Genomic DNA, 25,599 nt, shown 5'->3' with positions numbered 1-25,599 from the left:
TCGGAATGAGCGACCCCGGCCTGATTGTTCGCATCGCCGCGAAGGGCGACGGCGTGACGGCGGATGGCCGCCATGTGCCGATGAGCGCGCCGGGAGACCGGCTGAAGGGCGACGGCGGGCTGGACTTTGGCCCGCACCACGCCAACCCGCCTTGCGTGCATTATCCGCTATGCGGTGGATGCCAGCTCCAGCACCTCGATGAGGAAAGCCTTGCCGATTATGTGCGCGGGCGCGTGGCGGGCGCGCTTGTAGGGCAGGGGATAGAGGGTGTGACCGTGTTGCCCGCGATCCTTTCGGCGCCGCAGACCCGCCGCCGCGCCGCCCTGCGCGTTGCGCGCTTCGGCAAGAAGACCGCGCTCGGCTTTTCGAGCGAGGGCAGCCACCGGATCGTCGACCTGAACATGTGCGCGGTGCTGCACCCGGCGCTGTTTGCGCTGGTGGAGCCGCTGCGCGCGCTGCTGGGCGATATGGTGGGCGAGCGGCGCGCGGCGCATGTGAAGCTGACCCTCGCCGATCAGGGTGTCGATGTGCTGATCGAGGGGGTGGAGGCGGAAGGGCTTAGCATAGCGGAGCGGCTTTCCGCTTTTGCCCGCGACCATAGGCTGGCGAGGCTGTCGATCGACGATGGCTATGGCGTGCAGACGCGGCATGAGCCGGAGCCGCTGACGGTGACGTTCGGCGGCGTTGCGGTGCCGATGCCGCCCTATGCCTTTTTGCAGGCGACGGCGGACGGCGAGGCGGCGCTGGTGAATGCCGTGCGCCCTGCGCTGGAGAGCGCGGGCGTGTGGGCCGATCTGTTCAGTGGCCTTGGCACCTTCGCGCTGTCATTGGGGGCAGGCAAGCGCGTCTATGCGGCCGAAGCCGCGCGCGGCCTTGTGATGGCGCTGAAAGGCGGGGCGAACCGGGCGCAGCGGCAGCTGTTCGCCGACCATCGCGACCTGTTCCGCAGGCCGCTGACGACGCAAGAAGCAAACCGCTTTGACGCGATCCTGCTCGATCCGCCCCGCGCCGGGGGGCGCGAGCAGGCGATCCAGCTCGCCGCCGCGACGGTGCCCGCCATCGCCTATGTCTCGTGCAACCCATCGAGCTTCGCGCGCGACGCCAAGATGCTGATCGAGGGCGGCTACAGGCTGGAGAGCGTACAGCCAGTGGGGCAGTTCCGCTGGTCGACGCATGTGGAGCTTGCCGGGGTTTTCAGGCGGGGGTAGGGTGGGGCTTTGAAGGGTGATGCCGAACCATCGGCGTACCTCGCCAAACAGTGATGAAGAGCCGCCTATTGCAGCAGTTCTCGCACCAGCGAGGGCTTCCGGGCGATCATGGCGAGGAGCACCTGTGCGGGGCCGGTGGGGCGGCGGCGGCCTTGCTCCCAGTTGAGCAGCGTTCCCTTTGCCACGCCGATGCTCTTGGCGAATGCGGTTTGCGACAAGCCGGTCTCGGCCCTGATCCTGGCGACATCGACTGTTGGCACCGCGACATGGTGAACGATGGCCCCGGTCTTCTCGCCACGCGCGAAAGCCAGCGCCTCGTTCAGCCCCTCCATCAGGCTGTCATTTGCTTCGCTCATGCCTTGTCTCCATAGGTTGCGAGCAGCTCCTTGCGCAGGCCACCACCCAACGCCACGCCTGCCTCCGGATTGGTGGCAAGAAGGGTGACGATGCCCATGCGCTCTTCGTCCGACATGATCGCTCTGGCGCGCTTGAGAAAAAACTCCAGCTCGACAACGATATGAAGGCTGTGCATCGCAGCAAACTATATGCCACTGGCGTATATGTCAATGGCGTATAGATTGCGCGCGGTGGTGCGGCATAACCGCTCTACCTATGGCGCGCTGGCCGGGGTTTTCAGGCGGGGTTAGCGAGACCTGCGCGGTGGTGGCCTCCCCGCCGGGTGTCACCTCGCCTCGATTTCCGCGTAAAGCCCGGCTTCCTTGCCAATCAATATGTCAGCCAGGAACCAGTAAGCCTTGCCCCACGCCGCAAGGATTTCGTCGGTTGCGGCATCTTTCAAGACATCGCGTATGGCAGGCAACAGGGCTTCCGCGACCAGCGGATAATGCTCAGGCTTGACCCCCGTCTCCACATGGCGCGCAGCCATGCGCATAACCGGAGCCGTCAACGCCTCAAGCTTGTCGATATTCTGGGCATAAGCGAGAATGGCGGCAGCGAGGCGCTTGGGCTGCTCGCCGCTTTGCTGGGCAGCCTGATCGAACATCGCTTTCACGTCCTCGTTCACAAAGAGCCGCTCGTACATCCTTTGGGTGATGGCGAGGCCATGTTGCTGGATGGCAGGCGCTGTCGCCTTAACCAGAGCTATCGTGGTTTCGTTCAGGGGCTCGCTCATACTGTCTCCATCTTCAATGTATTTCAGATACATCTATATATCATTCTCCAATGATGCAATCTATATATATGTATAACCTGATCGGAACCGAGCGATGCAATTGACCCGACATACCGATTTTGCATTGCGCGTATTGCTGTATCTGGCGAAGAACGCCGACCAGCATTGCGCGATCAGCGCGATCGCCGCCCACTATGGAATCTCGCACAACCACTTGATGAAGGTGGTACATCAGCTCGGCAAAAAGGGATTTGTAACCGCCGTGCGTGGCCGCTACGGCGGCATCAAGCTGGCGCGCGAACCCGGTGACATCAACATTGGCGAGGTGGTGCTCGCAATGGAATCGGACCTTAGCATTGCAGCGTGCGGAACCTGCCGCATCGGGGGAGACTGTGGCCTGCAAGGCCTGTTCGGCCAGGCGCTATCAGCCTTTCTTGACGTGTTGCGGCGCTATTCCCTTGCCGATATCGCAGCGCGGACTGGCGCACTTCCTGCAAAGAGTATGTCGGCCCTCCTCTGAGTCGTGCGGCTCGTCCTGCACCGACCATGCTGCCTCCAGCCATGTCGCGCTTGCCGCGATAGTCCGCCGCGCCTAATAGTCTGCGCTTATGAGCAGCGAACGCGAAACGGGCCTTGTCCTCAACCCCAAATATGATCCACAAGGCCTCATCACCGCGGTGGTGACGGACGCGGGCACCGGCGCGGTGCTGATGCTTGCGCATATGAACGCCGAGGCGCTGAGCCTGACGCAAACGAGCGGCATCGCGCATTTCTGGTCACGCAGCCGGGGGCGGCTGTGGAAAAAGGGCGAGACCTCCGGCCATGTGCTGCACGTGGTGGAGATGCGGATCGACTGTGATCAGGACGCGGTCTGGGTGATAGCGCGGCCTGCCGGCCCGGCCTGCCATACTGGCGAGACGAGTTGTTTCTATAGGCGTCTCACAGACGATGGGCTTGAAAGGGTGCATGACTAAGCGCGGGGCCGCGCTCGCTCTGATCCTCCTCGCCAGCGCATGCGGCGGCGGGCAGCAGGACGCGCCGGTGAAGGGCGATCCGCCAGCCTCCCCCGCCGCCTCCGCGCTGGAGCAGGCGGCGCGCGAGGCGGGCGTGGTGAGCGACACCAGCGCCTCGCCCATCGGCCTCTATCGCAGCCGCCACGAAGCCGGGCTGGACAGCCTCTGCATCGTCCCATCCGACGAGCCGGGCAAAATGCGGTTCGCGCTGGAGGCGGCGTTCGGCGAGCAGAGCGAGTGCCACGGCCGCGGCAGCCTGCGCCGCTCGGGCGAGCGGCTGGTGATGAACTTCGACCGCTCCGCCTGCCTCGTCGTGGCGGGCTATGAGGGGGACAGGGTGGTGATCCCCGGCGCGCTCGATGTGGAATGTGCGGCGCTGTGCAACAAGCGCGGCAGCCTGGAGGGAGTGAGCTTTCCGCGCGTCTCGCGCGAGGTGGGCGTGGCGCGCGATGCGCGCGGACGGGATGGGGAGAAACTGTGTTTGTAGATCCGAAACAGGCAGCTCTGCTGCGTTTCGGATGACCGGCACCAGCCCTCTCCCCCTCCCAACCTCCCAATAGTATACCCTGTCGGGAGGTTGGGAGGGGGAGAGGGCCGGTGCCGCAAACCTATCACCGCTTGACGTTTACGTGAACGTAAACTACACTAGCCGCCATGAACAATATGAGTCCCAGGCCCGGCTGGGTCGAGCTGCCCGATGCGAAGGCGCAAGCGACCTACTCGATTTCCGACCTTGCGAACGAGTTCGGCATCACCTCGCGCGCGCTGCGCTTCTATGAGGATGAGGGCCTGATCGCGCCGGATCGGCAGGGTTCGACGCGAATCTATGGCAAGCGCGACCGCGCCCGCCTCGCCTGGATATTGCGCGCCAAGCGGGTGGGCTTTTCACTGGCCGACATCCGTGAGATGATCGACCTGTACGATCTGGGCGACGGCCGCGCGACCCAGCGCGAAGTGACGCTAAGGAAATGCCGGGATCGCATCGCCCTGCTCGAGCGGCAGCGCGAAGACATCAATGGCGCGATCGGCGAGCTCGCCGGGTTTGTGGCGCTGATCGAGGCCGCGAAACCGAATGATAAGTAAGATAGACCATATTCCCCCGTCATAAGACAATTGGAGGATTGCCATGCCCGTCTATTCCCCGCCGGTGAAAGACACCCGCTTCGTCCTCGATGCCGTGGTGCGCCTGGATGCCTATGCGAACCTGCCCGGTTTCGAAGGCGCGACGCCCGATCTGGTGTCGGCGGTGCTGGAGGAAGGCGGCAAGTTCGCCGCAGAGGTTATGGCGCCGCTGAATGCGGTGGGCGATGCGCAGGGCTGCACCCGCCATGCCGACGGCAGCGTGACGACGCCCGAGGGCTTCAAGGCCGCCTATGAGCAGTTCGTCGCGGGCGGCTGGCCCACGCTGCACGCGCCGACCGAGTTCGGCGGGCAGGGCCTGCCCTCCGCCGTGGCGACCGCGATCGGCGAATATTTCTGCTCCGCCAATCACAGCTTCGAGATGTATCACGGCCTCACCACCGGCGCGATCAACGCCCTGATCGCCAAGGGCACGCCAGAGCAGCAGGCGACCTATCTGCCCAAGATGGTGGAGGGCACGTGGACCGGCACGATGAACCTGACCGAACCGCATTGCGGCACGGACCTCGGCCTCATCAAGACCAGGGCAGTGCCGAATGCCGACGGCAGCTATGCCATCACCGGCACCAAGATCTTCATCTCGGCAGGCGAGCATGACCTGGCGGAGAATATCATCCACCTCGTGCTGGCGAAAACGCCGGACGCACCCGAAGGCAGCAAGGGCATCTCGCTGTTCGTGGTGCCCAAGTTCCTTGTGAATGCCGATGGCTCGCTTGGGGATCGCAACGCGGTGTCCTGCGGCTCGCTGGAGCACAAGATGGGCATCCACGGCAACGCCACCTGCGTGATGAACTATGACGGCGCGACCGGCTGGCTGGTGGGCGAAGAGAACAAGGGGCTCGCCGCCATGTTCATCATGATGAACGACGCGCGGCTGGGCGTGGGCCTGCAAGGGCTGGCACAGGCGGAGGTCGCCTATCAGAACGCGGTGCAATATGCGCGGGACCGGCGGCAGGGCCGCGCGCTCACCGGCCCGGCGGACCCCACCGAGAAGGCCGACACCTTGTTCGTCCACCCCGATGTGCGCCGCATGCTGATGGAGGCGAAGGCGCTGACCGAGGGGCTGCGCGCGCTGATGCTGTGGGGCGCGGTGCAGGTGGACCTCACCCACAACGCCGCCACGCCGGAGGAACGGCAGGCGGCGGACGACCTCATCTCGCTGCTCACCCCGGTGATCAAGGGCTATGGCACCGACAAGGGTTTCGAAGTGACGGTCAACTGCCAGCAGGTCTATGGCGGGCATGGCTACATCGTCGAATGGGGAATGGAGCAGTTCGTGCGCGATGCGCGCATCGCCCAGATCTATGAGGGCGCGAACGGTGTGCAGGCGATGGACCTTGTCGGCCGCAAGCTGGCCCAGAATGGCGGGCGCGCGCTACAGGCGTTCTTCAAAATCATCGGCGAGGAGGTCGCGGCGGCCAAGGGCAATCCGCGCACCGCAGGCTTTGCCGAGGCGCTGGAGAAGGCGAACGGCCAGCTTCAGGCCGCGACGATGTGGCTGATGCAGAACGGCATGACCAACCCCAACAACGCCGGGGCGGGATCGCACCACTACATGCACATGATGGGCATCGTCGCGGTGGGGCTGATGTGGCTGCGCATGGCGGTGGCCGCGGCAGAGCGGCTGGACACGGGAGCGGACGACGCGGCGTGGCTGGAAGCGAAACTCACCACCGCGCGCTTCTATGCCGAGCGGATCATGCCGGACGCGGGCGCGTTGCGCCGCAAGCTGGAGGGCGGGGCGGAGAGCCTGATGGCGCTGCCGCCCGAGATGTTTGCGGACCGATAGCATTTGCTCCATGCGGGCCTGCGAACTGCGGCGTTCTGCGCTTCCGGTGCTCACGACCCTTTAAGGTCGCTCCGCGCCGGTTCTCGAACGCCACCATTCTCGGCTCCGCATGTACCAAATGCGGGAGGGTTATTCCGGCAGGAAATCCGGGACGGAGAGATAGCGCTCGCCCGTATCATAGTTGAAGCCGAGCACCTTCGCGCCCGCGCCCAGTTCGGGCAGCTTCTGCGCGATGGCGGCTAGTGTCGCGCCCGATGATATGCCGACGAGCATCCCCTCTTCGCGCGCGGCGCGGCGGGCCATCTCCTTGGCGACGGCGGGATCGACCTGGATCACGCCATCGAGCAGCTGGGTGCGCAGGTTTGTGGGGATAAAGCCCGCGCCGATGCCCTGAATCGGGTGCGGGCCGGGCGCGCCGCCGCTGATGACCGGGGATAGCGTCGGTTCCACCGCGAATACCTTGAGGCCGGGCCATGCCTGTTTCAGCACCTGAGCGCAGCCGGTGATATGCCCGCCCGTGCCGACGCCGGTGATGAGCGCGTCCAAGGGGGTATCCGCGAAATCGGCGAGAATCTCCTGCGCGGTGGTGCGCACATGCACATCGATATTGGCGGCGTTCTCGAACTGTTGTGGCATCCATGCGCCGGGCGTCTGCGCCACCAGCTCCAGCGCGCGCTCGATCGCGCCTTTCATGCCCTTTTCGCGCGGCGTCAAATCAAAGCTCGCGCCATAGGCCAGCATCAGCCGCCGACGCTCCAGGCTCATGCTCTCGGGCATGACGAGCACGAGCTTGTAGCCCTTTACCGCCGCCACCATGGCGAGGCCGATACCGGTATTTCCCGAGGTCGGCTCGATGATCGTGCCGCCGGGCTTGAGGTCACCCGATGCCTCCGCCGCCTCGACCATAGCCAGCGCGATACGATCCTTGATCGAGCCGCCGGGGTTCGCCCGCTCCGACTTGATCCATACGTCCGCATTGGGAAACAGGCGACCCATGCGGATATGCGGCGTCTTGCCGATGGTTTCGAGGATATTGGCCGCGATCATGGCTGCTTCTCCTGCTGCGGATTGTGATCGTCAATGTTGTGCGCATCGAAGCGGCGCGCAAGCCCTATTTCAGGGAACAGGCGAGACCAGATCGCCACGATCACGATTGCGCCCAGCCCGCCCGCGATAACCGTTGTTACCGGGCCGATCAGCGACGCGATGAAACCGGACTCCGCTTCGCCCAGCTCATTGGAGGCGGAGATGGTGAGCTGCGACACGCTGCTGACCCGCCCGCGCATCGCATCCGGCGTATAGACCTGAATCAGCGTCTGCCGCACGAACACCGAGTACATGTCTGTCACGCCGCAGAAGAAGAGGGCAATGACGGCGATGGGCATCGCGATGACGACAGGCATGAAGGCGGTCGATCCGAACAGGGCGGTGGCGCAGCCAAAGCCAGCAACGGCGAGCAGCATGCGGTTGCCGACATTGGTCGAGGGCGGACGAAAACCGAACCACAATGCCGTCAACCCCGCGCCGATCCCCGTTGCGGCGGCGAGTAGCCCGAGCCCCTCCGGCCCGGCATGGAAGATATCATGCGCATAGACAGGGAGCAGGGCGGTCGACCCGGCGAGCAGCACCGCCATGAGATCGAGCGTGATCGCGCCCAGCACCAGCCGGTTGGTGCGAACATAGACGAGGCCATCCAGCATCTGCCGCAGCGGGTGGCGGCGCTGGTCCGCCTGGGTCGGGGGGATGCGCGGCAACTGCGAGGTCGCCACGATCGCGACCATGAACATGCCGACAGAGGTGATGTGCGGCAGCCATGGCTGAACGGCATAGAGATAGCCGCCAAGCGCAGGGCCGGCGACCATGGCCGATTGCCACACCAGCGCGCCGAGCGCGACGGCCCGAGGTACCAGCGGCATGGGCAGCAGACGCGGCGCCATGGAACTGAAGGCAGGGCCGGCAAAGCAGCGCGCGACCCCAAGAAAGCCCGCGATGGTGAAGATGAGCGGCAGCGAGACGGCATGACGATAGGTCGCCACCCCCAATATCGCCGTGCAGACCATCTGCAGCAGGATCGACGTCATGGCCACCTTGCGCCGGTCGAAATGATCGGCCACCCAACCTGATACCGGCGTCAGCACGAACAAGGGCAGGAACTGCGCCAGACCGATAAGCCCGAGCTGGACCGCCGCCGCGCGCGTATCCATGGTGAGGCGCGCGGTCGAATAGGCCTGCCAGGCGATGACCAGCATCAGGCCATATTGCCCGATAATCGTCGCGAACCGGGCGATCAGATACAGGCGGTAATCCCGCACATGCAGGGGATGGGTCGGCTCGGCACGGGCACTCATGCTGCCCATGTGCACGGCATCGACAGGTTGGGCAACCGGCTAAATCTTGAGGGGCGGCGAGAAAAATTTAAGCGATGGCAACGAAACTGTCGATCACGCGCTTGCGCCCGGCCGTGTCGAAATCGATCTCCAGCTTGTTGCCGTCCTGCGCGGCGATGAGGCCATAACCGAATTTCTGGTGAAAGACGCGCATGCCGAGCGCCAGGTCCTTGCGGGGATCGGCACCGACGCCGGACGACGGGCGCGGCTCGCGCGCCCAGGCATCGGGCGTGCCGACCCCGCCTGCCTGCGCCGCGCGTTGCCAGCCCGGCCCGCGCCCTGCCCCACGCGCGACGTCAGCGAACGGGTCCGGCCGCTCCATCCAGTTGTTGCGCCACAGGTTGACCCCGCCGGTCACGCTGCTCTGTTCCTCGACATGCTCGGGCGGCAGCTCGGCGATGAAGCGCGAGGGGATGGAGCTGGTCCACTGGCCATAGATGCGGCGGTTGGCGGCGTGGAGGATGACGCAGCGGCGGCGCGCGCGCGTGATCGCGACATAAGCGAGGCGGCGCTCCTCCTCCAAGGCCGTGACGCCGCCCTCGTCGAGCGCGCGCTGCGAGGGGAACACGCCTTCCTCCCAGCCGGGCAGAAACACATGGCCGAACTCCAGCCCCTTGGCGGCATGGATGGTCATGATCGTGACCTTGGCGGTGTCTTCGGCCGCATCATTGTCCATTACCAGGCTGACATGCTCCAGGAACGCGCCGAGCGTCTCATATTCCTCCATCGCGCGCGCAAGCTCTGACAGGTTTTCGAGACGGCCGGACGCTTCGGCGGTCTTTTCCGCCTGCAGCATCGCGGTATAGCCGCTTTCATCGAGCATGATGCGCGTCAGCTCCGCATGCGGCATGGCCGAAGCCATGTCGCGCCAGCGGGCAAGGGCGGAGACGAAGCCGGCGAGCGCGCGGCGCGCCTGCGGGGTCAGCTCATCCGAATCGAGGATGCGCGCGGCGGCGGTGAGCAGCGGCGTTCCTTCCGCACGGGCGAGGCGATGAATCTTCTCCACCGCCTTGTCGCCCAGCCCGCGCTTGGGCACGTTGACGATCCGCTCGAACGCGAGGTCATCCGCCGGTTGCGCAACGAGGCGCAGATAGGCGAGCGCATCGCGGATTTCCGCGCGCTCGTAGAAACGGAAACCGCCGACGATGCGATAGGGCAGGCCGATCTGGAGAAAGCGTTCCTCGAACTCGCGCGTCTGAAACTGCGCGCGCACGAGGATCGCGAAATCATCGAGCGGCTGGCCGTCGGCATTGCGCTGTTCCACCTCGTCGCTGACCGTGCGGGCTTCCTCGGCGCCGTCCCACACCCCCAGCACGCGCACTTTCTCGCCCTGATCCACCTCTGTCCACAGGGTCTTGCCCAGCCGCCCGGCATTGCTGGCGATGACGCCGGATGCCGCGCCCAATATGTGCGGCGTGGAGCGATAATTCTGTTCCAGCCGCACGATGGTCGCGCCGGGAAAATCCCGCTCGAACCGCAGGATGTTCGCCACCTCCGCGCCGCGCCAGCTGTAGATGCTCTGGTCGTCGTCGCCCACGCAGCAGAGGTTCTTGCGCTCCTGCGCCAACAGCCGCAGCCAAAGATATTGCGCGCTATTGGTGTCCTGATACTCGTCGACCATGATGTAGCGAAAGCGGGTCTGATACTGGCCAAGCACCTCCCGCTCCTTGCGCAGCAGCACGAGTGGCAGCAGCAGCAGATCCCCAAAATCGCAGGCATTGAGCGCCAGCAGCCGCGCCTGATAGGCGGCGTACATTTTCTGCCCGCGCCCGTTGGCATAGAGCTCGCTCTCGTCCGCGCCGATATCGGCAGGGGTGAGGCCCTTGTTCTTCCACTGATCGATAAGCCCCGCCAGCTGGCGCGCGGGCCAGCGTTTCTCGTCCAGCCCCTCGGCCTGAATCAGCTGCTTCATGACACGCAGCTGATCGTCGGTATCGAGAATCGTGAAATTGGATTGCAGGCCCAGCAGTTCGGCATGACGGCGCAGCATCTTGGCGCCGATGCTGTGGAAGGTGCCGAGCCACGGCATCCCCTCCACCGCAGCGCCGATCAGGCGGCCGACGCGCTCCTTCATCTCGCGCGCGGCCTTGTTGGTGAAGGTTACGGCGAGAATCTCTGACGGGTAGGCGCGCCGCGTGGCGATCAGGTGTGCGAGGCGGGCGGTAAGCGCCGCCGTCTTGCCCGTGCCGGCCCCGGCCAGCACCAGCACCGGCCCCTCGGTCGTCAACACCGCCTCGCGCTGGGGCGGGTTGAGGCCAGAAAGATAGGGTGGCTCGTGATCGGGGGCCAGGGTTGGAACGGCGGTCATCACGAACAATTAGGGAACATGCCAGACCGGGGCAAGCGGCATTTTTTTCGATTCGCCGACGAGCACCCCGCCCCGCACGACGAGCTGTGCCCGGCTCCGGAACGTATCGATCGCCTCGCGCATTCGGGAACAGCATTCCTCCATTCGGAAAGGTACGATTATGAAATCCACCCTATTGCTCGGCACCGCGCTGCTGATGAGCGTCGGCGCGATCGCCCATGCGCAGGATATGGGCGGTTCTACCCCCCCATCCGATCCCATGACCAACCCGACCGATCCTATGGCCAATCCGAGCGCGCCGATGCCATCGACACCGCAGACGCCGGCACCCACCACCGACCCTTCCGCCACGACCGCACCGGCGCCGGCTCCGTCTTCCGCGACACCAGTGCCTCCTGCTCCGGCCGCGCCAGACACAGCAGCCATGGTCACTCCGGCTCCTGCGACACAAGACTATCCGCTGTGCAGCGCGACCATTACCGACCAGTGCATGCAGCCGAGCGAGGCTCCGCGCGGCTATGGCAAGAAGAAGGGCATGAAGCGCCGCTGATCCGCGGCAAGGAATTCAGGCAGGGCGCAGCAGGTGAAGGCGCGCTCTGCCGATATCCCGCACCGTCTCCACGGTGAAGCCCTGCACGTCCACATCCTCACGGCGGCTGGTCTCTATGCTGATCCAGCTTTGCGGGCCGACCCAGCCGAGCCGGTTGAGCTTGTCCAGCGCCACGCCACCCGCGCCGCTTTCATAGGGCGGGTCCATCAGGATCAGGTCGAGCGCCACAGGCGCGGGGCCTAGCGCAAGCACCGATCCGGCGCGAATTTCGGGCCGAGCTAGCCCAAGCTTTTCGGCATTGAGCCGCAGGCAATCGAGCGCGGTCTTGTCCTGCTCGACGAACAGGCATGTCGCCGCCCCGCGTGAGAGCGCCTCAAGCCCCAGCGCGCCGGACCCGGCGAAAAAATCCCCCACTGCCAGCCCTTCGAAGCTGCCGAGGCGGCTGGTGAGCATGGAGAACAAGGCTTCGCGCGTGCGGTCTGCGGTGGGGCGGGTGGTATCGCCCTTGGGCGCGACCAAAGTGCGCCCGCGCCACTCGCCTGCAATGATCCTCATTTCTTGAGCTTCTTGAGCGCGGCGAGGAAGCGGTCGAGATCGCCCTTCCTTATCTCCACCAGTGCGCCCGGCGCGCTGTCCGCCAGGTCGAACGGGCCATAGCGGGTGCGGATGAGGCGGCTGACGGTGAGGCCCAGATGCTCCAGCACGCGGCGCACCTCGCGGTTCTTGCCCTCGGTCAGCGTCAGCTCGATCCACTTGTTGTGGCCGGTGCTGCGCTCGAGATTGGCGTCGATGCGGCCATAGCGCATACCGTCTATCTCCACCCCCTCGATCAGGCTTTCGAGCTGGGCCTGGCTGACGGAGCCGAAGGCGCGCGCCCGATAGGTGCGTTCGATGCCGGTGGAAGGCAGCTCCAGCGTGCGCTTCAGCCCCCCATCGTTGGTGAGCATCAGCAGGCCCTCGGTCGTCATGTCGAGCCGCCCGACCGGCATCAGGCGCGGCAGATCCTTGGGCAGGAAATCGTAGATCGTCTTGCGCCCGGAAAAATCCCGCTCCGCCGTGAGGCAGCCCGAGGGCTTGTGAAACAGGAACAGGCGCGTCTGCTCCACCTCGCCCACCGGCGCGCCATCGACGGTGACGCCGGACAGGGACGTGAGCAGGGTGGCGGGCGTGGTGAGCACTTCGCCGTTCACAGCGATGCGCCCTTCCGCGATCATGCGCTCTATCTCGCGGCGAGAAGCGATGCCTGCGCGGGCCAGCAATTTTGCGATGCGCTGTTCGCCGCCTTCCTTCTCCAGCACAGGCTGTGCGGCGGGCGGTGCCTTGGGCTTAACCGCGCGCGCAGGCCGGGGCGGGCGACGGGTCCCCTTGGCCGGGGTGGCGGCGGGCTTGCGCGGGGGGCGGGACGGCGGCTTCATCGCACCGCCCATGCCCGATGATGGCTTGGCGCGCAACAGGGCTGGCCTTGCGCGACGGGTACGCTACAACGGCGATCCATAGTGCGACGTCATTCCCGCGGAAGCGGGCATCCAGTGATCGAGGCATTCCAGACTGGATCCCCGCCTTCGCGGGGATGACGAAGGAGTGGGCGAGGGAGTGAGCACAGATGGCGACGGTCGCGGTCAAGACATCGGCACTGGCACGCGCGCGGGCGGTGCTGGGCAACCCCAAGACCGGCTATATGACGCTGTTCGGCTTTGGCTCCGGCCTGCCCTATGCGCTGCTGCTCGGCACGCTGACGGCATGGCTGACGGACGCCAAGGTGGACCTGGAGACGATGGGCGTGATCTCGCTGATCGGCCTCGCCTACGCGTTCAAGTTCCTGTGGTCGCCGCTGCTGGACCGACTCTCTCTGCCCGGCTTCGCGCGGCTGGGGCGGCGCAAACAGTGGATCGTCCCCGCGCAGTTTCTGCTGGGGCTGATGCTGCTGGCGATGGCGCAGATGGACCCGCTGAATGCCATCGGGATGTTCTCGCTCTGCGCAGGGATCGGCGCCTTTGCCTCCGCCACGCAGGATATCGTGATCGACGCGTGGCGTGTCGATGTCGCGGGCGAGGACGCACCGGTCGATACGCTCTCGACCGTCTATCAGCTTGGATACCGCGCGGCGGTGTTGCTCGGCGGGGCGCTGGCGCTGTTCATGGCGGACGCGTGGGGCTGGGTGCCGGTCTATACGCTGATGGGCTGCGTGATGCTGGGGCTTGGGGTGTTGAGCATCTTTGCCCCCGAAAGCGCGCACGCCGCCGACCGGGCGGAGCATGATGCGCATGAGCTGCGTGCGGCGGGGCATTTGAGCCCGAAGGTGCGCGCTATGGCGCTGGGGCTGGTCGGCACCTTCTGGGCGGTGTCTCTTGGGCTGGTGCTCTATTACATGATCGCCTCGCTCGCGCTGCCCCCAGACCAGCGCCCGGACAGCACCGCCTTCATCAAGGTGCAGGGGCCGGTGATCGTGCTGGCGACCGTGGTGATCCCCGCGATCATCGCCGCAGTGCTGGCGCGCTGGCAGGCGAAGGGGCGCTATGTCCTGCGCCAGGCGGAACCCGCGCGCAGCATGGGCGACCGCGCGCTCGATCATGGCTATCGCGCCCTGATCCTGCCGCTCATTGACATCATGGGGCGCCTCGAATGGGCCGCCGTGCTGGTGATGGCGCTGGTGCTGACCTACCGCCTGACCGACACGATCTGGGGCAGCTTCGCCTCGCCGTTCTACCTCACTGAGCTGGGCTATACGAAAAGCGAGATGGCGGTGGCATCCAAGTTTTTCGGCGTGGGGGCGCTGATGCTGGGCGTGGCGCTGGGCGGGGTGTGCATGGCATGGCTGGGGCGCATGGCGACGATGACTCTGGGCGCGCTCACCGCCGCGCTTACCAACCTGCTCTATGCCGACCTCGCGACCGGCGGGCATGTGATGGCAGCGTCCGCGCGGCTGACGGGCTTTACCTGGGCGGTCGATCATCTGGGCGGCGACGAACGCATGGCCAAGCTGATGCTGGCGATCGGCGGCGAGAATATCGCGGGCGGGCTCGCGGGTACGGCGCTGGTGGCGTATTTGAGCTCCATCACCTCAAAGGGCTATAGCGCGGTGCAATATGCGCTGCTTTCCTCGCTGACGTTTCTGGTCGGCACGCTGGGGCGCGGGGCGCTGGGGCAGATGATCGAGACGCAGGGCTATTATGCCGTGTTCGTGTTCGTCACATGGCTCGGCTTTATCGCCGTGGCGCTGTGTGTCGTGGAATGGATGCGGCAGGCGCGCACTCCCGCCACCTGAGCGCCATTGGCGCGCGCGGAAAACCGCTTTAGGATGAAACCATGATCCGTCTGTCCTCCCTGAGCCTGCTGGGCGCGCTCGCGCTCTCCGCCTGCGGTGCGCCGCAACAGGCCGATGTCGCCCCCCTCCCCACCCCGCCGATGGCGAGCGCCTATGGCCCGCCCAAGCCGCTGATCGGGCTGGATGCCAAGCGGCTCATCGCCCGGCTGGGCGAACCACGGCTCGACATCCGCGACCGCACGGTGAGGAAGCTGCAGTTCATGACCGGCGGCTGCATCGTCGACGCCTATCTTTACACTAGTGCGCGTGGCAAGGAGCCCACGGTGAGCTTTGCCGAGGCACGCTGGCCTGATGGCAAGGATGCCGAGCTTTCAGCCTGCGGGATAAGTTAGGGGCTGTGGGGATTCAGTTCATATAGGCCTGCAAAGCGCAATTTTCTGCGCTTCGGTGCTCACGTACCTTTAAGTACGCTGCGCTCCGATGCTCGAAAATCCCCCTTTTCGGCTCTATCTGAACTGAATCCCCACGGCCCCTAGGACACTGCCTCAGCGCTTGCGATAGCGAAAATACCAGACCTCGTGGCCCTGCCGCCGCGCCTTGGCTTCATAGCGGGTTTCGGGCCAGCCGCCGGGGCGGGTGAGGAAGTCCTTCGGGCTGGCGCACAACCAGTCGAAATCGGTGCGCCCGTTCATCACCATCAGCGCCCAGCGCAGGTAGACGGGATGATCGGTGCCGAAGCGGAATTCGCCGCCGGGCTTCAGTTTGGCGGAGATCATATCGACCGGCCCCCTGTTCATCATCCGCCGCTTGGCATGGCGCGCCTTGGGCCACGGATCGGGATGCAGCAGATAGACGAAGCTCAACGCGCCATCCGGCACGCGCGCCAGCACATCGAGCGCATCGCCATGATGGATGCGGACATTGGGAATGCCGGGCTTGTGCGCATCGCCATGCACATGGCCGAGCGCAGAGGCGACGCCGTTCAGGAACGGCTCACAGCCGATGAAGCCATGATCGGGCAGCATGTCCGCGCGGTAGGCCATATGCTCGCCGCCGCCGAAGCCGATCTCGAAATGCAGCGGGCGAGGCTCTCCGAACAGGCGCTCCGCCGTCACCGGCCCTTCGGGTGGCACCGCGATCTGCGGCAGAAGATCTTCCACCAGCGATTGCTGGAACGCGCGCAGCGGCTTGCCCTTGGCGCGGCCATAAAGGCGGTTGATGGTAGTCGGGTCGCCGGATTTATGCGCGGTCATGGGGCGGCCGCATAGCCGCTCGCCCGCCGCTTGGCCAGATGTGCAATTGCTGCCCGCCTGTGATATTTTCGCGCCGCCGTCAGTGGGGCGGCGCATAAACAGGAGGGATGCTATGCGAATAGCGGGTGTAAATGTACTGGCCGTGATCATCGCGGCTGTCGCGATCTATGCCGTGGGGGCGCTGATCTATGGCGTGCTCGTAAGCCCGGAAGCCTGGATGGCGGGCGCGGGTATCACCAAGGAACAGATGAATGCGGTCGGCATGACGCGCCTGCCATACAGCCCGGTGATGCCGCTGATGACGGCGCTGGGCCTTGCGGTCCTGTTCAAATGGGCGGGGGTCAGCGGCCTCGGCAACGGGATCAAATGGGCGCTGCTGGTGGCGTTCGCGTCGGCCGTGCCGGCGTTGCTCTACGGCTGGGTCTATGGTGTCGGCCCGATCGAGCACACGCTGCTCGACATAGCCCATCTCGTCGTCGGCCACAGCGTGGCGGGCGCGATCCTCGCCAGCTGGAAATAGGCTAGAGCGCGCTGCGTTAAGTCTGACGCATGATGCGCGCTCTATCTTTGTGTTGTCGCATCGTTTTTGCCAAAAACCGGTTCCCACCCTTCGGCTTCGCTCAGGACAGGCTTTTTGGCACGATGCTTTAATCGCGGGGGACGGGCCGGAAACCCGCCCCCTGCAAACTATTTCAGGCCAGTGCCGCCTTCAGCGCATCGGCAAGGTCGGTGCGCTCCCACGGGAAAAAGTCGCCATCCGCCGTTCGGCCGAAGTGACCATAAGCCGCAGTGCGCTTGTAGATCGGCTTGTTGAGGCCCAGACCTTCGCGGATGCCGCGCGGGGTGAGGCCGCCGAGACGATCCTTCGCCACCTTGGTGACGGCGGCTTCCAGCGCATCGTCCGCCACGCTGCCGGTGCCGTGCGTGTCAACATAGAGCGAAAGCGGCTCGGAAACGCCGATGGCATAGGCGACCTGAATGGTGCAGCGGCGCGCGAGGCCGGCGGCGACGATGTTCTTGGCGATATAGCGCGTCACATAGGCGGCCGAGCGGTCGACCTTGGTCGGGTCCTTGCCCGAGAACGCGCCGCCGCCGTGCGGAGATGCGCCGCCATAGGTATCGACGATGATCTTGCGCCCGGTCAGCCCGGCGTCGCCATCCGGCCCGCCGATCTCGAAGCTGCCGGTGGGGTTGATGTGATAGACGGTCGCGTCGGAGAGCAGCTCCGCAGGGAGCAGCTCGGCCACAACCTTCTTCACATAGGCGTGCAGCTCCGCCTCCTTCTCGCCCGCGTCATAGCCCGGCGCGTGCTGGGTCGAGACGACGATCGCGGTCGCGGCGACCGGCTTGCCGTTTTCGAAGCGCAGCGTCACCTGGCTCTTGGCGTCCGGCTCCAGAAACGGCGCGGCGCCCGAATGGCGGTCTGCCGCCATGCGCTCCAGGATCTTGTGGCTGTAATCCAGCGTCGCGGGCATGAGGTCCGGCGTCTCGTCACAGGCAAAGCCGAACATGATGCCCTGATCGCCCGCGCCCTCATCCTTGTTGCCGCTGGCGTCCACGCCCTGCGCGATGTGTGCGGACTGGCCGTGGAGGTTGTTTTCGAAGCGCAGCGTCTTCCAGTGAAAGCCGTCCTGCTCATAGCCGATCTCGCGCACGGTGTTGCGCACGGTGGCCTCGATCTCTTCGCGCGCGCCGGGCGCCCATGCGCCGTTTTCATAGACGCCCTTGCAGCGGATTTCGCCAGCCAGCACCACCAGCTGCGTGGTCGTGAGCGTCTCGCAGGCGATGCGCGCTTGCGGATCCTTGGAGAGGAAAAGGTCGACGATGGAGTCGGAAATCTGGTCCGCCACCTTGTCGGGGTGGCCTTCGGAAACGCTTTCGGAGGTGAAGAGATAGTTGGAACGCATGGTTTTCCCAGTCACGATAGTGTTGCTGTGTCTGCGTATAAAGAAATCTTTATGTGCGCTTGGCGCTTTAGCGGGCGCGGTGGGGTCTGGCAAGAAGGATCGCGGTTAACGCCAGCAAGGCGGCGACGATCATCGGCAGGATATTGCCGAAACGGGCGAAGAGTGTGGGCGGCAGGCCGCGCGGAAGCAGCGCGTTGATGGCGCCCGCCTGATGATGCGGGATGGAAGCGATCAGGCGCCCGCGCCCGTCGATCAGGGCCGAGATACCAGTGGGAGTCGAGCGGATGACCGGCATCGCCTCCTCTATGCTGCGCATCCGCGCCTGCGCCAGATGCTGCGGCGGGCCCCATGCGCCGAACCACGCATCGTTGCTGGGGTTATAGAGGAAGGCCGGGCGCACCGGGCCGCCCACCACCTGTCCCGAAAAGATCATCTCGTAGCAGATCTGCACGCCCATATAGGGCCGCTTTTCCCCGCCGACGGGGAGCGGCAGCGAGCGCGGCCCCGGGCCGGGCCAGAAATCCGCGTCGCCGGGCACGAGGCGCGACAAGCCCAGCGGCTCCAGCAGGCCGCGCATCGGCAGATATTCGCCATAGGGCACCAGATGCGCCTTGTCGTAGCGCGCGGCGATCTGACCGTCCGCCGTCAGCACCCACGCGCTGTTGGCCGCGCCGACGAGCGTGCGTTCGGTGACCGCGCCCTTCCGCTCCTCGCGGAAATAGGGCTTCACCCCACCCAGCATCAGCAGGTCTTGCGGGCCGAGCAGGTCACTCAGCCGTGCGCGCCACTCCGGCTCGACATCGAGCCACGCAGGCACCGCCGCTTCCGGCCAGAAGATCAGCCGGGGCTGGCCGGGGCGCGGCGCGCCGGTCAGTTGCGCAAGCTTGGTGAAATTCGTTTCCTCAAGCCCCTGATCATATTTCTCGTTCTGGTTGATATTGGGCTGGACGATGGTGACGGCGATCGTGGTTGGGTGCTCGGGTTCACGCAGGCTGAGGTGACCGAATGTCGCCAGCGCGCCGAGAATCACCACCAGCGGCATGACAGGCCTCCACCGCCCCCGCGCGATCGACAGCAGCGCGCCCGCCGCCAGCACCGCCAGCCCGGACAGCCCGTAAGTGCCGATCCAGCGCGACGCCTGATCCACCCCGGTGTCGAGCCAGATCATCCCCAGCGGATCCCACGCGAATCCGGTGAAAATGGTGGCGCGGCCATATTCGCTGACGATCCACAGCGCGGCGAACATGTCTGGCACCAATAGCCGGGGGAACCGCTTGCGCAGCGCGTAAAGGCCCAAGACCGCCAGACCCGGATAGACCGCGAGATAGAGCGCCAGCGCGACGACCGCGCCATAGCCCAGCCAGTGCGGCATCGCATCCTGATAGGTGAAGGCATGGGCGATCCAGTTGTTGCCCACCGTGAAATGCCCCAGCCCGAAGCACCAGCCGAGCAGGAAGGCTCCGCCCGCGCGCTTCACCCGCTCAGCCAGCGCCATCAGGCCCGCGACCGCAACGAGGCTCAGCGGCCACCAGCCAAGCGGCGCGAAGCCGGTGGCCGCCAGCGCGCCCAGCAGGATCGCGGCGATCATGGGATGGCGCGTGGTAAGGCGCATGGGCCGCTTAGCGTTGCACAGTCAGCGGAGCGGCGTGGCTGCACTTGTCACCGGGCTTGGCCTGCTTGTCGCCGGAGAGCAGCCCGATGGCGAGAAAGCCCGCTGCCACCAGCACCAGAAAACCGGCCGAAACCCACGCCAGATATTTCTCTATGAACTGCTTGATCGGCGCGCCGAACTTCCAGAACAGGAACCCGACGGCCATGAACTGGAACGCGCGCGACAATGTGCTGGCCCAGAGGAAGGTGAACAGGGGCAGCGCGATGAAACCGGCGGTGATGGTGATCAGCTTGAACGGAATCGGCGTCGCGCCCTTGATGAGGATGATCTCCGCGCCATATTCGCGCAAATAGCAGGCGGCGACCGGGAAGCTGTCCGTCAGCCCCAAGACATTAAGCAGCCATGTGCCGACGCTGGCATAGAGGAAATAGCCGATGGCGTAGCCGAACAGGCCGCCCAGCACCGAGGCGAGGGTGCAGACGAAGCCGAAATACAAGGCCCTTTGCGGCTTGGCGAGGCACATAAGGCCCAGCAGCGGATGCGGCGGGATCGGGAAGAAGCTCGATTCCATGAAGGAGATGGCGAACAGCCAGCGGTCCGCATGGCGGTGCGCGGCCTTGGCGAGCATCCATTGATAGAGGCTGGAGAGCATATGGCGCCCGCACCTATCCGAAATAGATGGCCCGCGCCAGAGGGAACGGCGGCTTTTGGACGGCTTGACCCGCTCGACACTGTCCGTCCGGGCGGCTAGAGAGGAATTGCATGACCAGCCCTCGCATACTCCTGATCGTCTCCGGCGGGATCGCCGCTTATAAATCGCTGGAGCTTGTGCGCCTGTTGAAGCGCGACGGCATCGCCGTGCGCGCGGTGCTCACCAAGGCAGGGGCCGAGTTTGTCACGCCGCTGTCGCTCGGCGCGCTGACCGAAGACCATGTTTACAGCGACATGTTCGACCTCAAGGACGAGCGCGAGATCGGCCATATACAGCTCTCGCGGCAGGCGGACCTTGTGGTCATATGCCCCGCGAGCGCGGATATCCTCGCGAAGATGGCGGCGGGCATGGCAGACGATCTGGCCACCACGATCCTGCTCGCCACCGATAAACCGGTTTTTGTAGTACCTGCTATGAATGTGCGCATGTGGGACCACGCCGCCACCCGCCGCAATATCCGTCAGCTCATCAGCGACGGCATCATCGTGATGGAACCGGACGAGGGCGACATGGCCTGCGGCGAGTGGGGCAAGGGCCGCCTGCCCGACCCGGAAGCGATTGCCGGTGAAATCCGGCGGCTGCTCGGCAGCGCAAGGGATGATGTCATCACCATGCCGCCCGCGCGCCTGTTGGCCGACTCATCGGGTCCGCTTTCGGGCAAGCATGTGCTCGTCACCGCCGGGCCGACGCACGAGCCGATCGACCCGGTCCGTTACATCGCCAACCGCTCGTCCGGCAAGCAGGGCTTCGCCATCGCCCGCGCGGCGGCCGAGGCAGGCGCGCGCGTCACGCTCGTTTCCGGGCCGGTTGACCAACCCACGCCGCGCGGGGTTACGCGCATCGACGTGCAAACCGCGCGCGAGATGCTCTCCGCCGTCGAAAGCGCATTGCCCGCCGACGCCGCGATCATGGTCGCCGCCGTGGCCGACTGGCGCGTGGAGCAAGCGGCCGGGCAGAAGCTGAAGAAGGATGGCTCCGGCGCGCCCGCCCCGCTGTCGCTCACCGAAAACCCCGATATTCTCGCGACGCTCGCCATATCGGCGCAGCGGCCGAAACTGCTCGTCGGCTTTGCGGCGGAGACCGAGCATGTCGTCGAGCATGCGCAGGCCAAGCTGGCGCGCAAGGGCTGCGACATGATCGTCGCGAACGACGTGTCTGGCGGCGTGATGGGCGGGGAGCGGAACCGCGTCCACCTCGTAAGCGCTGATAGGGTCGAGAGCTGGGACGAGGCGGCGAAGGAGATCGTCGCCGACCGGCTGATCGCGCGGATATCCGACAGGTTGCAGGATCAAGCATGACAATACCCATCACGATCGAGATCAAGCGGTTGCCGAACGGGGCGGGCCTGCCGCTGCCCGCCTATGCCACCGAAGGCGCGGCGGGAATGGACGTCGTTTCGGCTGAAGACCTGACGCTCGCGCCGGGCGATCGCCATGCGGTGGCGACGGGGTTCGCGCTTGCCATTCCCGATGGCTACGAAATTCAGGTGCGCCCGCGATCGGGCCTTGCGCTCAAACATGGCATCTCCCTGCCGAACACGCCGGGGACGATAGACAGCGATTATCGTGGGGAGCTGAAGATCATCATGATCAACCTGGGTGAGGCGCCGTTCGTCATCCAGCGTGGCGACCGCATCGCGCAGCTGGTGGCGGCGCCGGTGCAGCTCGCCCGCTTTGCCGAAGTGGAAGCCCTCTCAGACACCGCGCGCGGCGCGGGCGGCTTTGGCTCCACCGGCGTCAAGGTGGCAGCGGCATCATGAGCCTCGACGATCCGCTGCTGGATCGCTACGCGCGCCATATCGTGCTGAAAGAGATCGGCGGGGCCGGCCAGATGCGCCTGATGTCCGCGCATGTCACCATCATCGGCGCGGGGGGCATCGGCTGCCCCGCGATCCAGTACCTTGCCGGGGCGGGTGTCGGCACGATTCGCGTGATCGACGATGATGTCGTCGCGCTGTCCAACCTTCAGCGCCAGACCCTGTTCGGCAGCGAAGATATCGGCGCGCCCAAGGCAGAGGCCGCGATGCAGGCGGTGGCGCGCCTCAATCCGCATGTGAAGCTCATCCCGATCGTCCAGCGGCTTGACGCCGGTAACGCGGAGACGCTGCTGCGCCACTCGGACGTGATCCTCGACGGCTGCGACAATTTCGCCACCCGCCTGATCGTGAGCGACGCGGCGACGCGGTTGCGCATCCCGCTGGTTTCTTCCGCCGTGGGGCAGTTCGAGGGGCAGCTGGGCGTGTTTCGCGGTTGGGAGGCGGGCCAGCCCTGCTATCGCTGCTTCGTGGGCAGCGACCCGGCGCGGGCGGAGGCGAGCTGCGCCGATCAGGGCGTGCTCGGCGCGCTGACGGGCGTGATGGGTAGCCTCGCCGCGCTGGAGACGATCCGCGCGCTGGTGCCCTTTGGTGACGACAGCGCGGGCAAGCTGCTGATCGCCGACCTTCTCGCGCTGCGCTTTCGCACGCTGGCCCTGCCCGCAGACCCCGGCTGCCCGGCCTGCGCCGCCGCCGCAGAGCCATGTCCGGCCTGAGTTTCGCTGTTCTCACCGATGATGCGGAGCGGCTGCGCGGCGCGCTGACGCTGGCGATGGCGCACATGGCGCTGGGCGGGGAGGCGCGGGTTTTTCTCCAGCTCGATGCGGTGCGCCTGCTCGCTCCGCCGATATCCGCGCCGCGCGATGGCGATCATGCCGCGCACGGCCTGCCCACGCTGGCGGCGTTGGTGACGGAGGCGCTGGACGCGGGTGTGGCGATCATCGCCTGCCAGAGCGGACTGACGCTCGCCGGGCTGGCAGCGGACACGCTTGACCCGCGCGTTATCGGAGGCGGGCCGGTCTCGCTCCTGCAATCGATTGGCCCGGAGGACCGGCTGATGATTGTGTAGCCTTCGCTACAAAGGATTGCCCATTTCGTCGCGCAGCACCTCGCGCCGCCCGACGTGGTTCGGCGGGCCAACCATCCCTTCGTCTTCCATTCGCTCGATGAGCCGCGCCGCGCTGTTATACCCGACGCGCAATTGCCGCTGGAGCCAGCTGGTCGATGCCTTCTGATTCTCGAACACCAGCTGGCATGCCTTGCGATAGAGCTGGGCGTCGGCGCTGTCGTCACCCAGATCCACGCCGTCGAGCGCGAAGCTGCCTTCTTCCGGTTCTTCTGTAACGGCTGATATATAATCGGGTGTGCCCTGCCCACGCCAATGATCCGCCACGGCGCGCACCTCGTCATCCGACACGAACGGGCCGTGGACGCGGGTGAGGCCCTTGCCGCCCGCCATATAGAGCATGTCGCCCTTGCCGAGCAGCTGCTCCGCGCCCTGCTCGCCCAGGATCGTGCGGCTGTCGATCTTGCTGGTGACGAAAAAGCTGATGCGCGTCGGCAGGTTCGCCTTGATGACGCCGGTGATGACATCGACCGACGGGCGCTGCGTCGCGAGGATGAGGTGGATGCCCGCCGCGCGCGCCTTTTGCGCCAGGCGCTGGATCAGGAATTCCACCTCCTTGCCCGCCGTCATCATCAGGTCGGCCAGCTCGTCGACCACCACCACGATCTGCGGCAGGATCTGGTAATCGAGCTGCTCTTCCTCATAGATCGGCTGGTGGGTTTCGGGATCATAGCCAGTCTGCACCTTGCGGCCCAGCGGCTTGCCCTTGGCGCGGGCGGCGCGCACTTTCTCGTTGTAGTTCGCGAGATTGCGCACAGAGATGGATGCCATCATGCGATAGCGGTCTTCCATCTGCTCCACCGCCCATTTGAGCGCGCGGATCGCTTTCGACGGCTCTGTGACGACCGGCGAGAGCAGATGCGGAATGTCGTCATAGATGCTGAGTTCCAGCATCTTCGGATCGATCATGATCAGGCGCAGCTCATCGGGCGTCATGCGATAGAGCAAGGACAGGATCATCGCATTGAGGCCCACCGACTTGCCCGACCCGGTGGTGCCCGCGATGAGCAGGTGCGGCATCGGCGCGAGATCGGCCACCACCGGCTCGCCGCTGATGTTCTTGCCGAGGATGATGGGAAGCTGCGCGCCCTGATTGGCGAACGCCTCGCTGGTGATCAGCTCGCGGAACGAAACGCCCTCGCGCTTGGCGTTGGGCAGCTCGATCCCCATCACCGTGCGCCCGGGAATGGTGGCGACGCGGGCCGACAGCGCGGACATGTTGCGCGCAATGTCATCGGCCAGCTGGATCACCCGGCTCGCCTTGATGCCGGGCGCGGGCTCCAGCTCATACATGGTGACGACCGGGCCGGGGCGCACTTCGGTGACGTTGCCCTTCACATGGAAATCATCGAGCACGCTTTCGAGCAACCGCGCATTGCGCTCCAGCGCGGCCTTGTCGATCTTGCCGCCGGTGCTGGGCGGCGCTTCGGCCAGCAGCTCCGGCGAGGGCAGGATCGCGGGGCGGGCGGATGCGCCGCCGAAGAGATCGTCCTGACGGGGAGCGGCGGCGGCCGAGGGACGCTGCGCCGGCGGCAGCTCGGGCGACTGGATGCGGATCGGCGGCTTCGGCTCGGCCGAGACCTGCGCGCGCGGGGCCGCAGGGGCGGCGCGGGGTGCCTCCGCCTCGTCTTCCCATGGCGGAGCGGCGGCGGCGGCGGATCGCGCAAAGCCCAACCTGGGCAGCGGCATTGTTACCAGGGAAAACAGCGGCCGCTCGAGCTTCCACGAGCGCACGCACAGGAAAAGCCCGCCCATGATGCAGGCGAGCAGCAGCGCCCAGTCAGCCGCGCGGCTCCATCCGTTGGGGATCAGGTCCGTGAGGTTCATCGCCTGCCGCGCGAACAGCTGCGCCAGCAAACCGCCCCGGCCGGCGGGCAGGCCGACCGGCGCGCCCGGGGACAGCAGCTCCAGCCCGATGCCGACAAGCAATATGCCGCCAAGGCAGCGCCCGATCTGGGTGCTCCACCCGCGCATGTCGTCCGCGATCCACAGCCTGCGCGCGAACAACGCGATCAGCGGCAGCAGCAACAGCACGCCCAGCCCGCCCAGCCACAGCAGGAAACCGGCGACGTAGGAGCCGGGCAGGCCCATGACATTCTCCACCGCGGCGCCAGCGGCGGTGTTCATCGAGGGATCGCTCTCGTGATAGCCGAGCAGCGCGAGCGCGACGAACAGGCCGAACAGCGCGAGCAGGATGGACCCGACGAGCAATGCCGCCCGCATCATGCTGCGCTTCAGCATCATGCGCCAATCTTCACCGCCTTTGGCCGCATTGCCCTTCGTCGGTGCGCGGCTTGCCATGGTCAGTCCCCGTTTTTCCCGATTTGTTCCGTGCGCGGACAATGCCCCGGCACGGGAGTCCCCGTCAAGAGTCGACGCGCGCT

27 protein-coding genes are annotated in these 25,599 nt (G+C 65.9%); 14 read left to right on the top strand and 13 right to left on the bottom strand.

The annotated features are described in order from the left end of the window. Positions 1-5 precede the first annotated feature (5 nt). Complete coding sequence (locus OOT33_RS09365) at positions 6-1,208, top strand: class I SAM-dependent RNA methyltransferase (RefSeq protein WP_307749760.1); 1,203 nt, start codon at positions 6-8, stop codon at positions 1,206-1,208. A 65-nt stretch (positions 1,209-1,273) separates the two neighbouring features. Here the strand turns inward: OOT33_RS09365 and OOT33_RS09360 are convergent, their stop codons facing one another. From OOT33_RS09360 to OOT33_RS09350, 3 genes are all read right to left on the bottom strand, one after another. Beyond that, positions 1,274-1,564: a helix-turn-helix domain-containing protein gene (locus OOT33_RS09360; protein WP_307749759.1), complete on the bottom strand. Its 291-nt coding sequence runs from the start codon at positions 1,562-1,564 to the stop codon at positions 1,274-1,276. After that, on the bottom strand, positions 1,561-1,740 hold the full coding sequence (locus OOT33_RS09355; protein ID WP_307749758.1) for a hypothetical protein: 180 nt from the start codon (positions 1,738-1,740) through the stop codon (positions 1,561-1,563). The genes OOT33_RS09360 and OOT33_RS09355 overlap by 4 nt, the downstream gene beginning before the upstream one ends. A 150-nt stretch (positions 1,741-1,890) precedes the next feature. Continuing rightward, entirely contained in the window at positions 1,891-2,340 is a 450-nt protein-coding gene (locus tag OOT33_RS09350) for a globin domain-containing protein (protein ID WP_307749757.1), read from the bottom strand. 94 nt (positions 2,341-2,434) lie between these two features. Between OOT33_RS09350 and OOT33_RS09345 the strand changes: the two genes are divergently transcribed. The 5 genes from OOT33_RS09345 to OOT33_RS09325 all read left to right on the top strand — a co-directional run bounded on the left by OOT33_RS09345 (position 2,435) and on the right by OOT33_RS09325 (position 6,282). After that, on the top strand, positions 2,435-2,860 hold the full coding sequence (locus OOT33_RS09345; RefSeq protein WP_307749756.1) for an Rrf2 family transcriptional regulator: 426 nt from the start codon (positions 2,435-2,437) through the stop codon (positions 2,858-2,860). Between the two features lie 88 nt (positions 2,861-2,948). Continuing rightward, a complete protein-coding gene (gene hisI, locus OOT33_RS09340) occupies positions 2,949-3,314 on the top strand; it encodes a phosphoribosyl-AMP cyclohydrolase (RefSeq protein ID WP_307749755.1) in 366 nt (121 codons plus the stop codon). Next, on the top strand, positions 3,307-3,840 hold the full coding sequence (locus tag OOT33_RS09335; RefSeq protein ID WP_307749754.1) for a hypothetical protein: 534 nt from the start codon (positions 3,307-3,309) through the stop codon (positions 3,838-3,840). The genes hisI and OOT33_RS09335 overlap by 8 nt, the downstream gene beginning before the upstream one ends. 176 nt (positions 3,841-4,016) lie before the next feature. Next, positions 4,017-4,436: a MerR family transcriptional regulator gene (locus OOT33_RS09330; RefSeq protein ID WP_307749753.1), complete on the top strand. Its 420-nt coding sequence runs from the start codon at positions 4,017-4,019 to the stop codon at positions 4,434-4,436. A 43-nt stretch (positions 4,437-4,479) separates the two neighbouring features. Continuing rightward, a complete protein-coding gene (locus tag OOT33_RS09325; RefSeq protein ID WP_307749752.1) occupies positions 4,480-6,282 on the top strand; it encodes an acyl-CoA dehydrogenase C-terminal domain-containing protein in 1,803 nt (600 codons plus the stop codon). Positions 6,283-6,411: 129 nt separating this feature from the next. Here OOT33_RS09325 and cysK read toward each other — a convergent pair whose 3' ends face one another. The 3 genes from cysK to OOT33_RS09310 form a co-directional block, all read right to left on the bottom strand. Continuing rightward, positions 6,412-7,329, bottom strand: a complete 918-nt coding sequence (gene cysK / locus OOT33_RS09320) for a cysteine synthase A (RefSeq protein WP_307749751.1) — start codon at positions 7,327-7,329, stop codon at positions 6,412-6,414. Next, positions 7,326-8,630 (bottom strand): MFS transporter, encoded by a 1,305-nt coding sequence (locus OOT33_RS09315; protein ID WP_307749750.1) that lies wholly within the window; start codon positions 8,628-8,630, stop codon positions 7,326-7,328. The genes cysK and OOT33_RS09315 overlap by 4 nt, the downstream gene beginning before the upstream one ends. 67 nt (positions 8,631-8,697) lie before the next feature. Further along, positions 8,698-10,977 carry a UvrD-helicase domain-containing protein gene (locus OOT33_RS09310; RefSeq protein WP_307749749.1) on the bottom strand — a complete coding sequence of 760 codons (2,280 nt, stop codon included), beginning with the start codon at positions 10,975-10,977 and terminating at the stop codon, positions 8,698-8,700. Positions 10,978-11,137: 160 nt separating this feature from the next. Here OOT33_RS09310 and OOT33_RS09305 point away from each other — a divergent pair, with 160 nt between their 5' ends. Next, positions 11,138-11,527: a hypothetical protein gene (locus tag OOT33_RS09305; RefSeq protein WP_307749748.1), complete on the top strand. Its 390-nt coding sequence runs from the start codon at positions 11,138-11,140 to the stop codon at positions 11,525-11,527. A gap of 15 nt (positions 11,528-11,542) precedes the next feature. On the opposite strand, the gene rsmD is transcribed toward OOT33_RS09305, so the two are convergent. Further along, positions 11,543-12,082 (bottom strand): 16S rRNA (guanine(966)-N(2))-methyltransferase RsmD, encoded by a 540-nt coding sequence (gene rsmD / locus OOT33_RS09300; protein ID WP_307749747.1) that lies wholly within the window; start codon positions 12,080-12,082, stop codon positions 11,543-11,545. Next, positions 12,079-12,978 carry a pseudouridine synthase gene (locus tag OOT33_RS09295; protein ID WP_307749746.1) on the bottom strand — a complete coding sequence of 300 codons (900 nt, stop codon included), beginning with the start codon at positions 12,976-12,978 and terminating at the stop codon, positions 12,079-12,081. The genes rsmD and OOT33_RS09295 overlap by 4 nt, the downstream gene beginning before the upstream one ends. 152 nt (positions 12,979-13,130) lie before the next feature. On the opposite strand from OOT33_RS09295, the gene OOT33_RS09290 reads away from it, so the two are divergent. Next, positions 13,131-14,792: an MFS transporter gene (locus OOT33_RS09290; RefSeq protein WP_307749745.1), complete on the top strand. Its 1,662-nt coding sequence runs from the start codon at positions 13,131-13,133 to the stop codon at positions 14,790-14,792. Between the two features lie 41 nt (positions 14,793-14,833). Beyond that, the gene (locus tag OOT33_RS09285; RefSeq protein WP_307749744.1) at positions 14,834-15,184 is read left to right on the top strand and encodes a hypothetical protein; all 351 of its coding nucleotides are present in this window, start codon (positions 14,834-14,836) and stop codon (positions 15,182-15,184) included. A gap of 153 nt (positions 15,185-15,337) precedes the next feature. Here OOT33_RS09285 and OOT33_RS09280 read toward each other — a convergent pair whose 3' ends face one another. After that, positions 15,338-16,045 carry a tRNA (guanine(46)-N(7))-methyltransferase TrmB gene (locus OOT33_RS09280; RefSeq protein ID WP_307749743.1) on the bottom strand — a complete coding sequence of 236 codons (708 nt, stop codon included), beginning with the start codon at positions 16,043-16,045 and terminating at the stop codon, positions 15,338-15,340. Between the two features lie 112 nt (positions 16,046-16,157). On the opposite strand from OOT33_RS09280, the gene OOT33_RS09275 reads away from it, so the two are divergent. Next, positions 16,158-16,565: a DUF1761 family protein gene (locus tag OOT33_RS09275; RefSeq protein ID WP_307749742.1), complete on the top strand. Its 408-nt coding sequence runs from the start codon at positions 16,158-16,160 to the stop codon at positions 16,563-16,565. A 172-nt stretch (positions 16,566-16,737) separates the two neighbouring features. Here OOT33_RS09275 and metK read toward each other — a convergent pair whose 3' ends face one another. The 3 genes from metK to OOT33_RS09260 all read right to left on the bottom strand — a co-directional run bounded on the left by metK (position 16,738) and on the right by OOT33_RS09260 (position 20,216). Then, a complete protein-coding gene (gene metK / locus OOT33_RS09270; protein ID WP_307750348.1) occupies positions 16,738-17,952 on the bottom strand; it encodes a methionine adenosyltransferase in 1,215 nt (404 codons plus the stop codon). A 67-nt stretch (positions 17,953-18,019) separates the two neighbouring features. Next, a complete protein-coding gene (gene lnt / locus OOT33_RS09265; RefSeq protein ID WP_307749741.1) occupies positions 18,020-19,564 on the bottom strand; it encodes an apolipoprotein N-acyltransferase in 1,545 nt (514 codons plus the stop codon). Positions 19,565-19,571: 7 nt separating this feature from the next. Further along, positions 19,572-20,216: a DedA family protein gene (locus OOT33_RS09260; RefSeq protein WP_307749740.1), complete on the bottom strand. Its 645-nt coding sequence runs from the start codon at positions 20,214-20,216 to the stop codon at positions 19,572-19,574. A gap of 110 nt (positions 20,217-20,326) precedes the next feature. On the opposite strand from OOT33_RS09260, the gene coaBC reads away from it, so the two are divergent. The 4 genes from coaBC to OOT33_RS09240 are packed head-to-tail and all read left to right on the top strand — an operon-like array spanning position 20,327 to position 23,158. Continuing rightward, a complete protein-coding gene (coaBC, locus tag OOT33_RS09255; RefSeq protein WP_307749739.1) occupies positions 20,327-21,574 on the top strand; it encodes a bifunctional phosphopantothenoylcysteine decarboxylase/phosphopantothenate--cysteine ligase CoaBC in 1,248 nt (415 codons plus the stop codon). Further along, positions 21,571-22,035 (top strand): dUTP diphosphatase, encoded by a 465-nt coding sequence (dut, locus tag OOT33_RS09250; RefSeq protein ID WP_307749738.1) that lies wholly within the window; start codon positions 21,571-21,573, stop codon positions 22,033-22,035. Before coaBC ends, dut begins: the two co-directional genes overlap by 4 nt. Then, entirely contained in the window at positions 22,032-22,805 is a 774-nt protein-coding gene (locus OOT33_RS09245; RefSeq protein WP_307749737.1) for a molybdopterin-synthase adenylyltransferase MoeB, read from the top strand. Before dut ends, OOT33_RS09245 begins: the two co-directional genes overlap by 4 nt. After that, the gene (locus tag OOT33_RS09240) at positions 22,793-23,158 is read left to right on the top strand and encodes a DsrE family protein (protein ID WP_307749736.1); all 366 of its coding nucleotides are present in this window, start codon (positions 22,793-22,795) and stop codon (positions 23,156-23,158) included. The genes OOT33_RS09245 and OOT33_RS09240 overlap by 13 nt, the downstream gene beginning before the upstream one ends. Positions 23,159-23,164: 6 nt before the next feature. Here OOT33_RS09240 and OOT33_RS09235 read toward each other — a convergent pair whose 3' ends face one another. After that, positions 23,165-25,516, bottom strand: coding sequence for a DNA translocase FtsK 4TM domain-containing protein (locus tag OOT33_RS09235; protein WP_307749735.1), 2,352 nt, complete (start codon positions 25,514-25,516; stop codon positions 23,165-23,167). Between the last annotated feature and the right edge of the window lie 83 nt (positions 25,517-25,599).

Source organism: Sphingobium sp. DEHP117 (assembly GCF_030867385.1).
Lineage (GTDB): Bacteria > Pseudomonadota > Alphaproteobacteria > Sphingomonadales > Sphingomonadaceae > Sphingobium.
The sequence above is the reverse complement of the archived record's forward strand: the minus strand, read 5'-3'. Positions and strand labels throughout refer to the sequence as shown.

Coding starts and splice junctions, on each gene's coding strand:
- OOT33_RS09365 (WP_307749760.1), top strand. CDS start 6: ATGAGCGACCCCGGCCTGATTGTTCGCATCGCCGCGAAGGGCGACGGC.
- OOT33_RS09360 (WP_307749759.1), bottom strand. CDS start 1,564: ATGAGCGAAGCAAATGACAGCCTGATGGAGGGGCTGAACGAGGCGCTG.
- OOT33_RS09355 (WP_307749758.1), bottom strand. CDS start 1,740: ATGCACAGCCTTCATATCGTTGTCGAGCTGGAGTTTTTTCTCAAGCGC.
- OOT33_RS09350 (WP_307749757.1), bottom strand. CDS start 2,340: ATGAGCGAGCCCCTGAACGAAACCACGATAGCTCTGGTTAAGGCGACA.
- OOT33_RS09345 (WP_307749756.1), top strand. CDS start 2,435: ATGCAATTGACCCGACATACCGATTTTGCATTGCGCGTATTGCTGTAT.
- hisI (WP_307749755.1), top strand. CDS start 2,949: ATGAGCAGCGAACGCGAAACGGGCCTTGTCCTCAACCCCAAATATGAT.
- OOT33_RS09335 (WP_307749754.1), top strand. CDS start 3,307: ATGACTAAGCGCGGGGCCGCGCTCGCTCTGATCCTCCTCGCCAGCGCA.
- OOT33_RS09330 (WP_307749753.1), top strand. CDS start 4,017: ATGAGTCCCAGGCCCGGCTGGGTCGAGCTGCCCGATGCGAAGGCGCAA.
- OOT33_RS09325 (WP_307749752.1), top strand. CDS start 4,480: ATGCCCGTCTATTCCCCGCCGGTGAAAGACACCCGCTTCGTCCTCGAT.
- cysK (WP_307749751.1), bottom strand. CDS start 7,329: ATGATCGCGGCCAATATCCTCGAAACCATCGGCAAGACGCCGCATATC.
- OOT33_RS09315 (WP_307749750.1), bottom strand. CDS start 8,630: ATGAGTGCCCGTGCCGAGCCGACCCATCCCCTGCATGTGCGGGATTAC.
- OOT33_RS09310 (WP_307749749.1), bottom strand. CDS start 10,977: ATGACCGCCGTTCCAACCCTGGCCCCCGATCACGAGCCACCCTATCTT.
- OOT33_RS09305 (WP_307749748.1), top strand. CDS start 11,138: ATGAAATCCACCCTATTGCTCGGCACCGCGCTGCTGATGAGCGTCGGC.
- rsmD (WP_307749747.1), bottom strand. CDS start 12,082: ATGAGGATCATTGCAGGCGAGTGGCGCGGGCGCACTTTGGTCGCGCCC.
- OOT33_RS09290 (WP_307749745.1), top strand. CDS start 13,131: ATGGCGACGGTCGCGGTCAAGACATCGGCACTGGCACGCGCGCGGGCG.
- OOT33_RS09285 (WP_307749744.1), top strand. CDS start 14,834: ATGATCCGTCTGTCCTCCCTGAGCCTGCTGGGCGCGCTCGCGCTCTCC.
- OOT33_RS09280 (WP_307749743.1), bottom strand. CDS start 16,045: ATGACCGCGCATAAATCCGGCGACCCGACTACCATCAACCGCCTTTAT.
- OOT33_RS09275 (WP_307749742.1), top strand. CDS start 16,158: ATGCGAATAGCGGGTGTAAATGTACTGGCCGTGATCATCGCGGCTGTC.
- metK (WP_307750348.1), bottom strand. CDS start 17,952: ATGCGTTCCAACTATCTCTTCACCTCCGAAAGCGTTTCCGAAGGCCAC.
- lnt (WP_307749741.1), bottom strand. CDS start 19,564: ATGCGCCTTACCACGCGCCATCCCATGATCGCCGCGATCCTGCTGGGC.
- OOT33_RS09260 (WP_307749740.1), bottom strand. CDS start 20,216: ATGCTCTCCAGCCTCTATCAATGGATGCTCGCCAAGGCCGCGCACCGC.
- coaBC (WP_307749739.1), top strand. CDS start 20,327: ATGACCAGCCCTCGCATACTCCTGATCGTCTCCGGCGGGATCGCCGCT.
- dut (WP_307749738.1), top strand. CDS start 21,571: ATGACAATACCCATCACGATCGAGATCAAGCGGTTGCCGAACGGGGCG.
- OOT33_RS09245 (WP_307749737.1), top strand. CDS start 22,032: ATGAGCCTCGACGATCCGCTGCTGGATCGCTACGCGCGCCATATCGTG.
- OOT33_RS09240 (WP_307749736.1), top strand. CDS start 22,793: ATGTCCGGCCTGAGTTTCGCTGTTCTCACCGATGATGCGGAGCGGCTG.
- OOT33_RS09235 (WP_307749735.1), bottom strand. CDS start 25,516: ATGGCAAGCCGCGCACCGACGAAGGGCAATGCGGCCAAAGGCGGTGAA.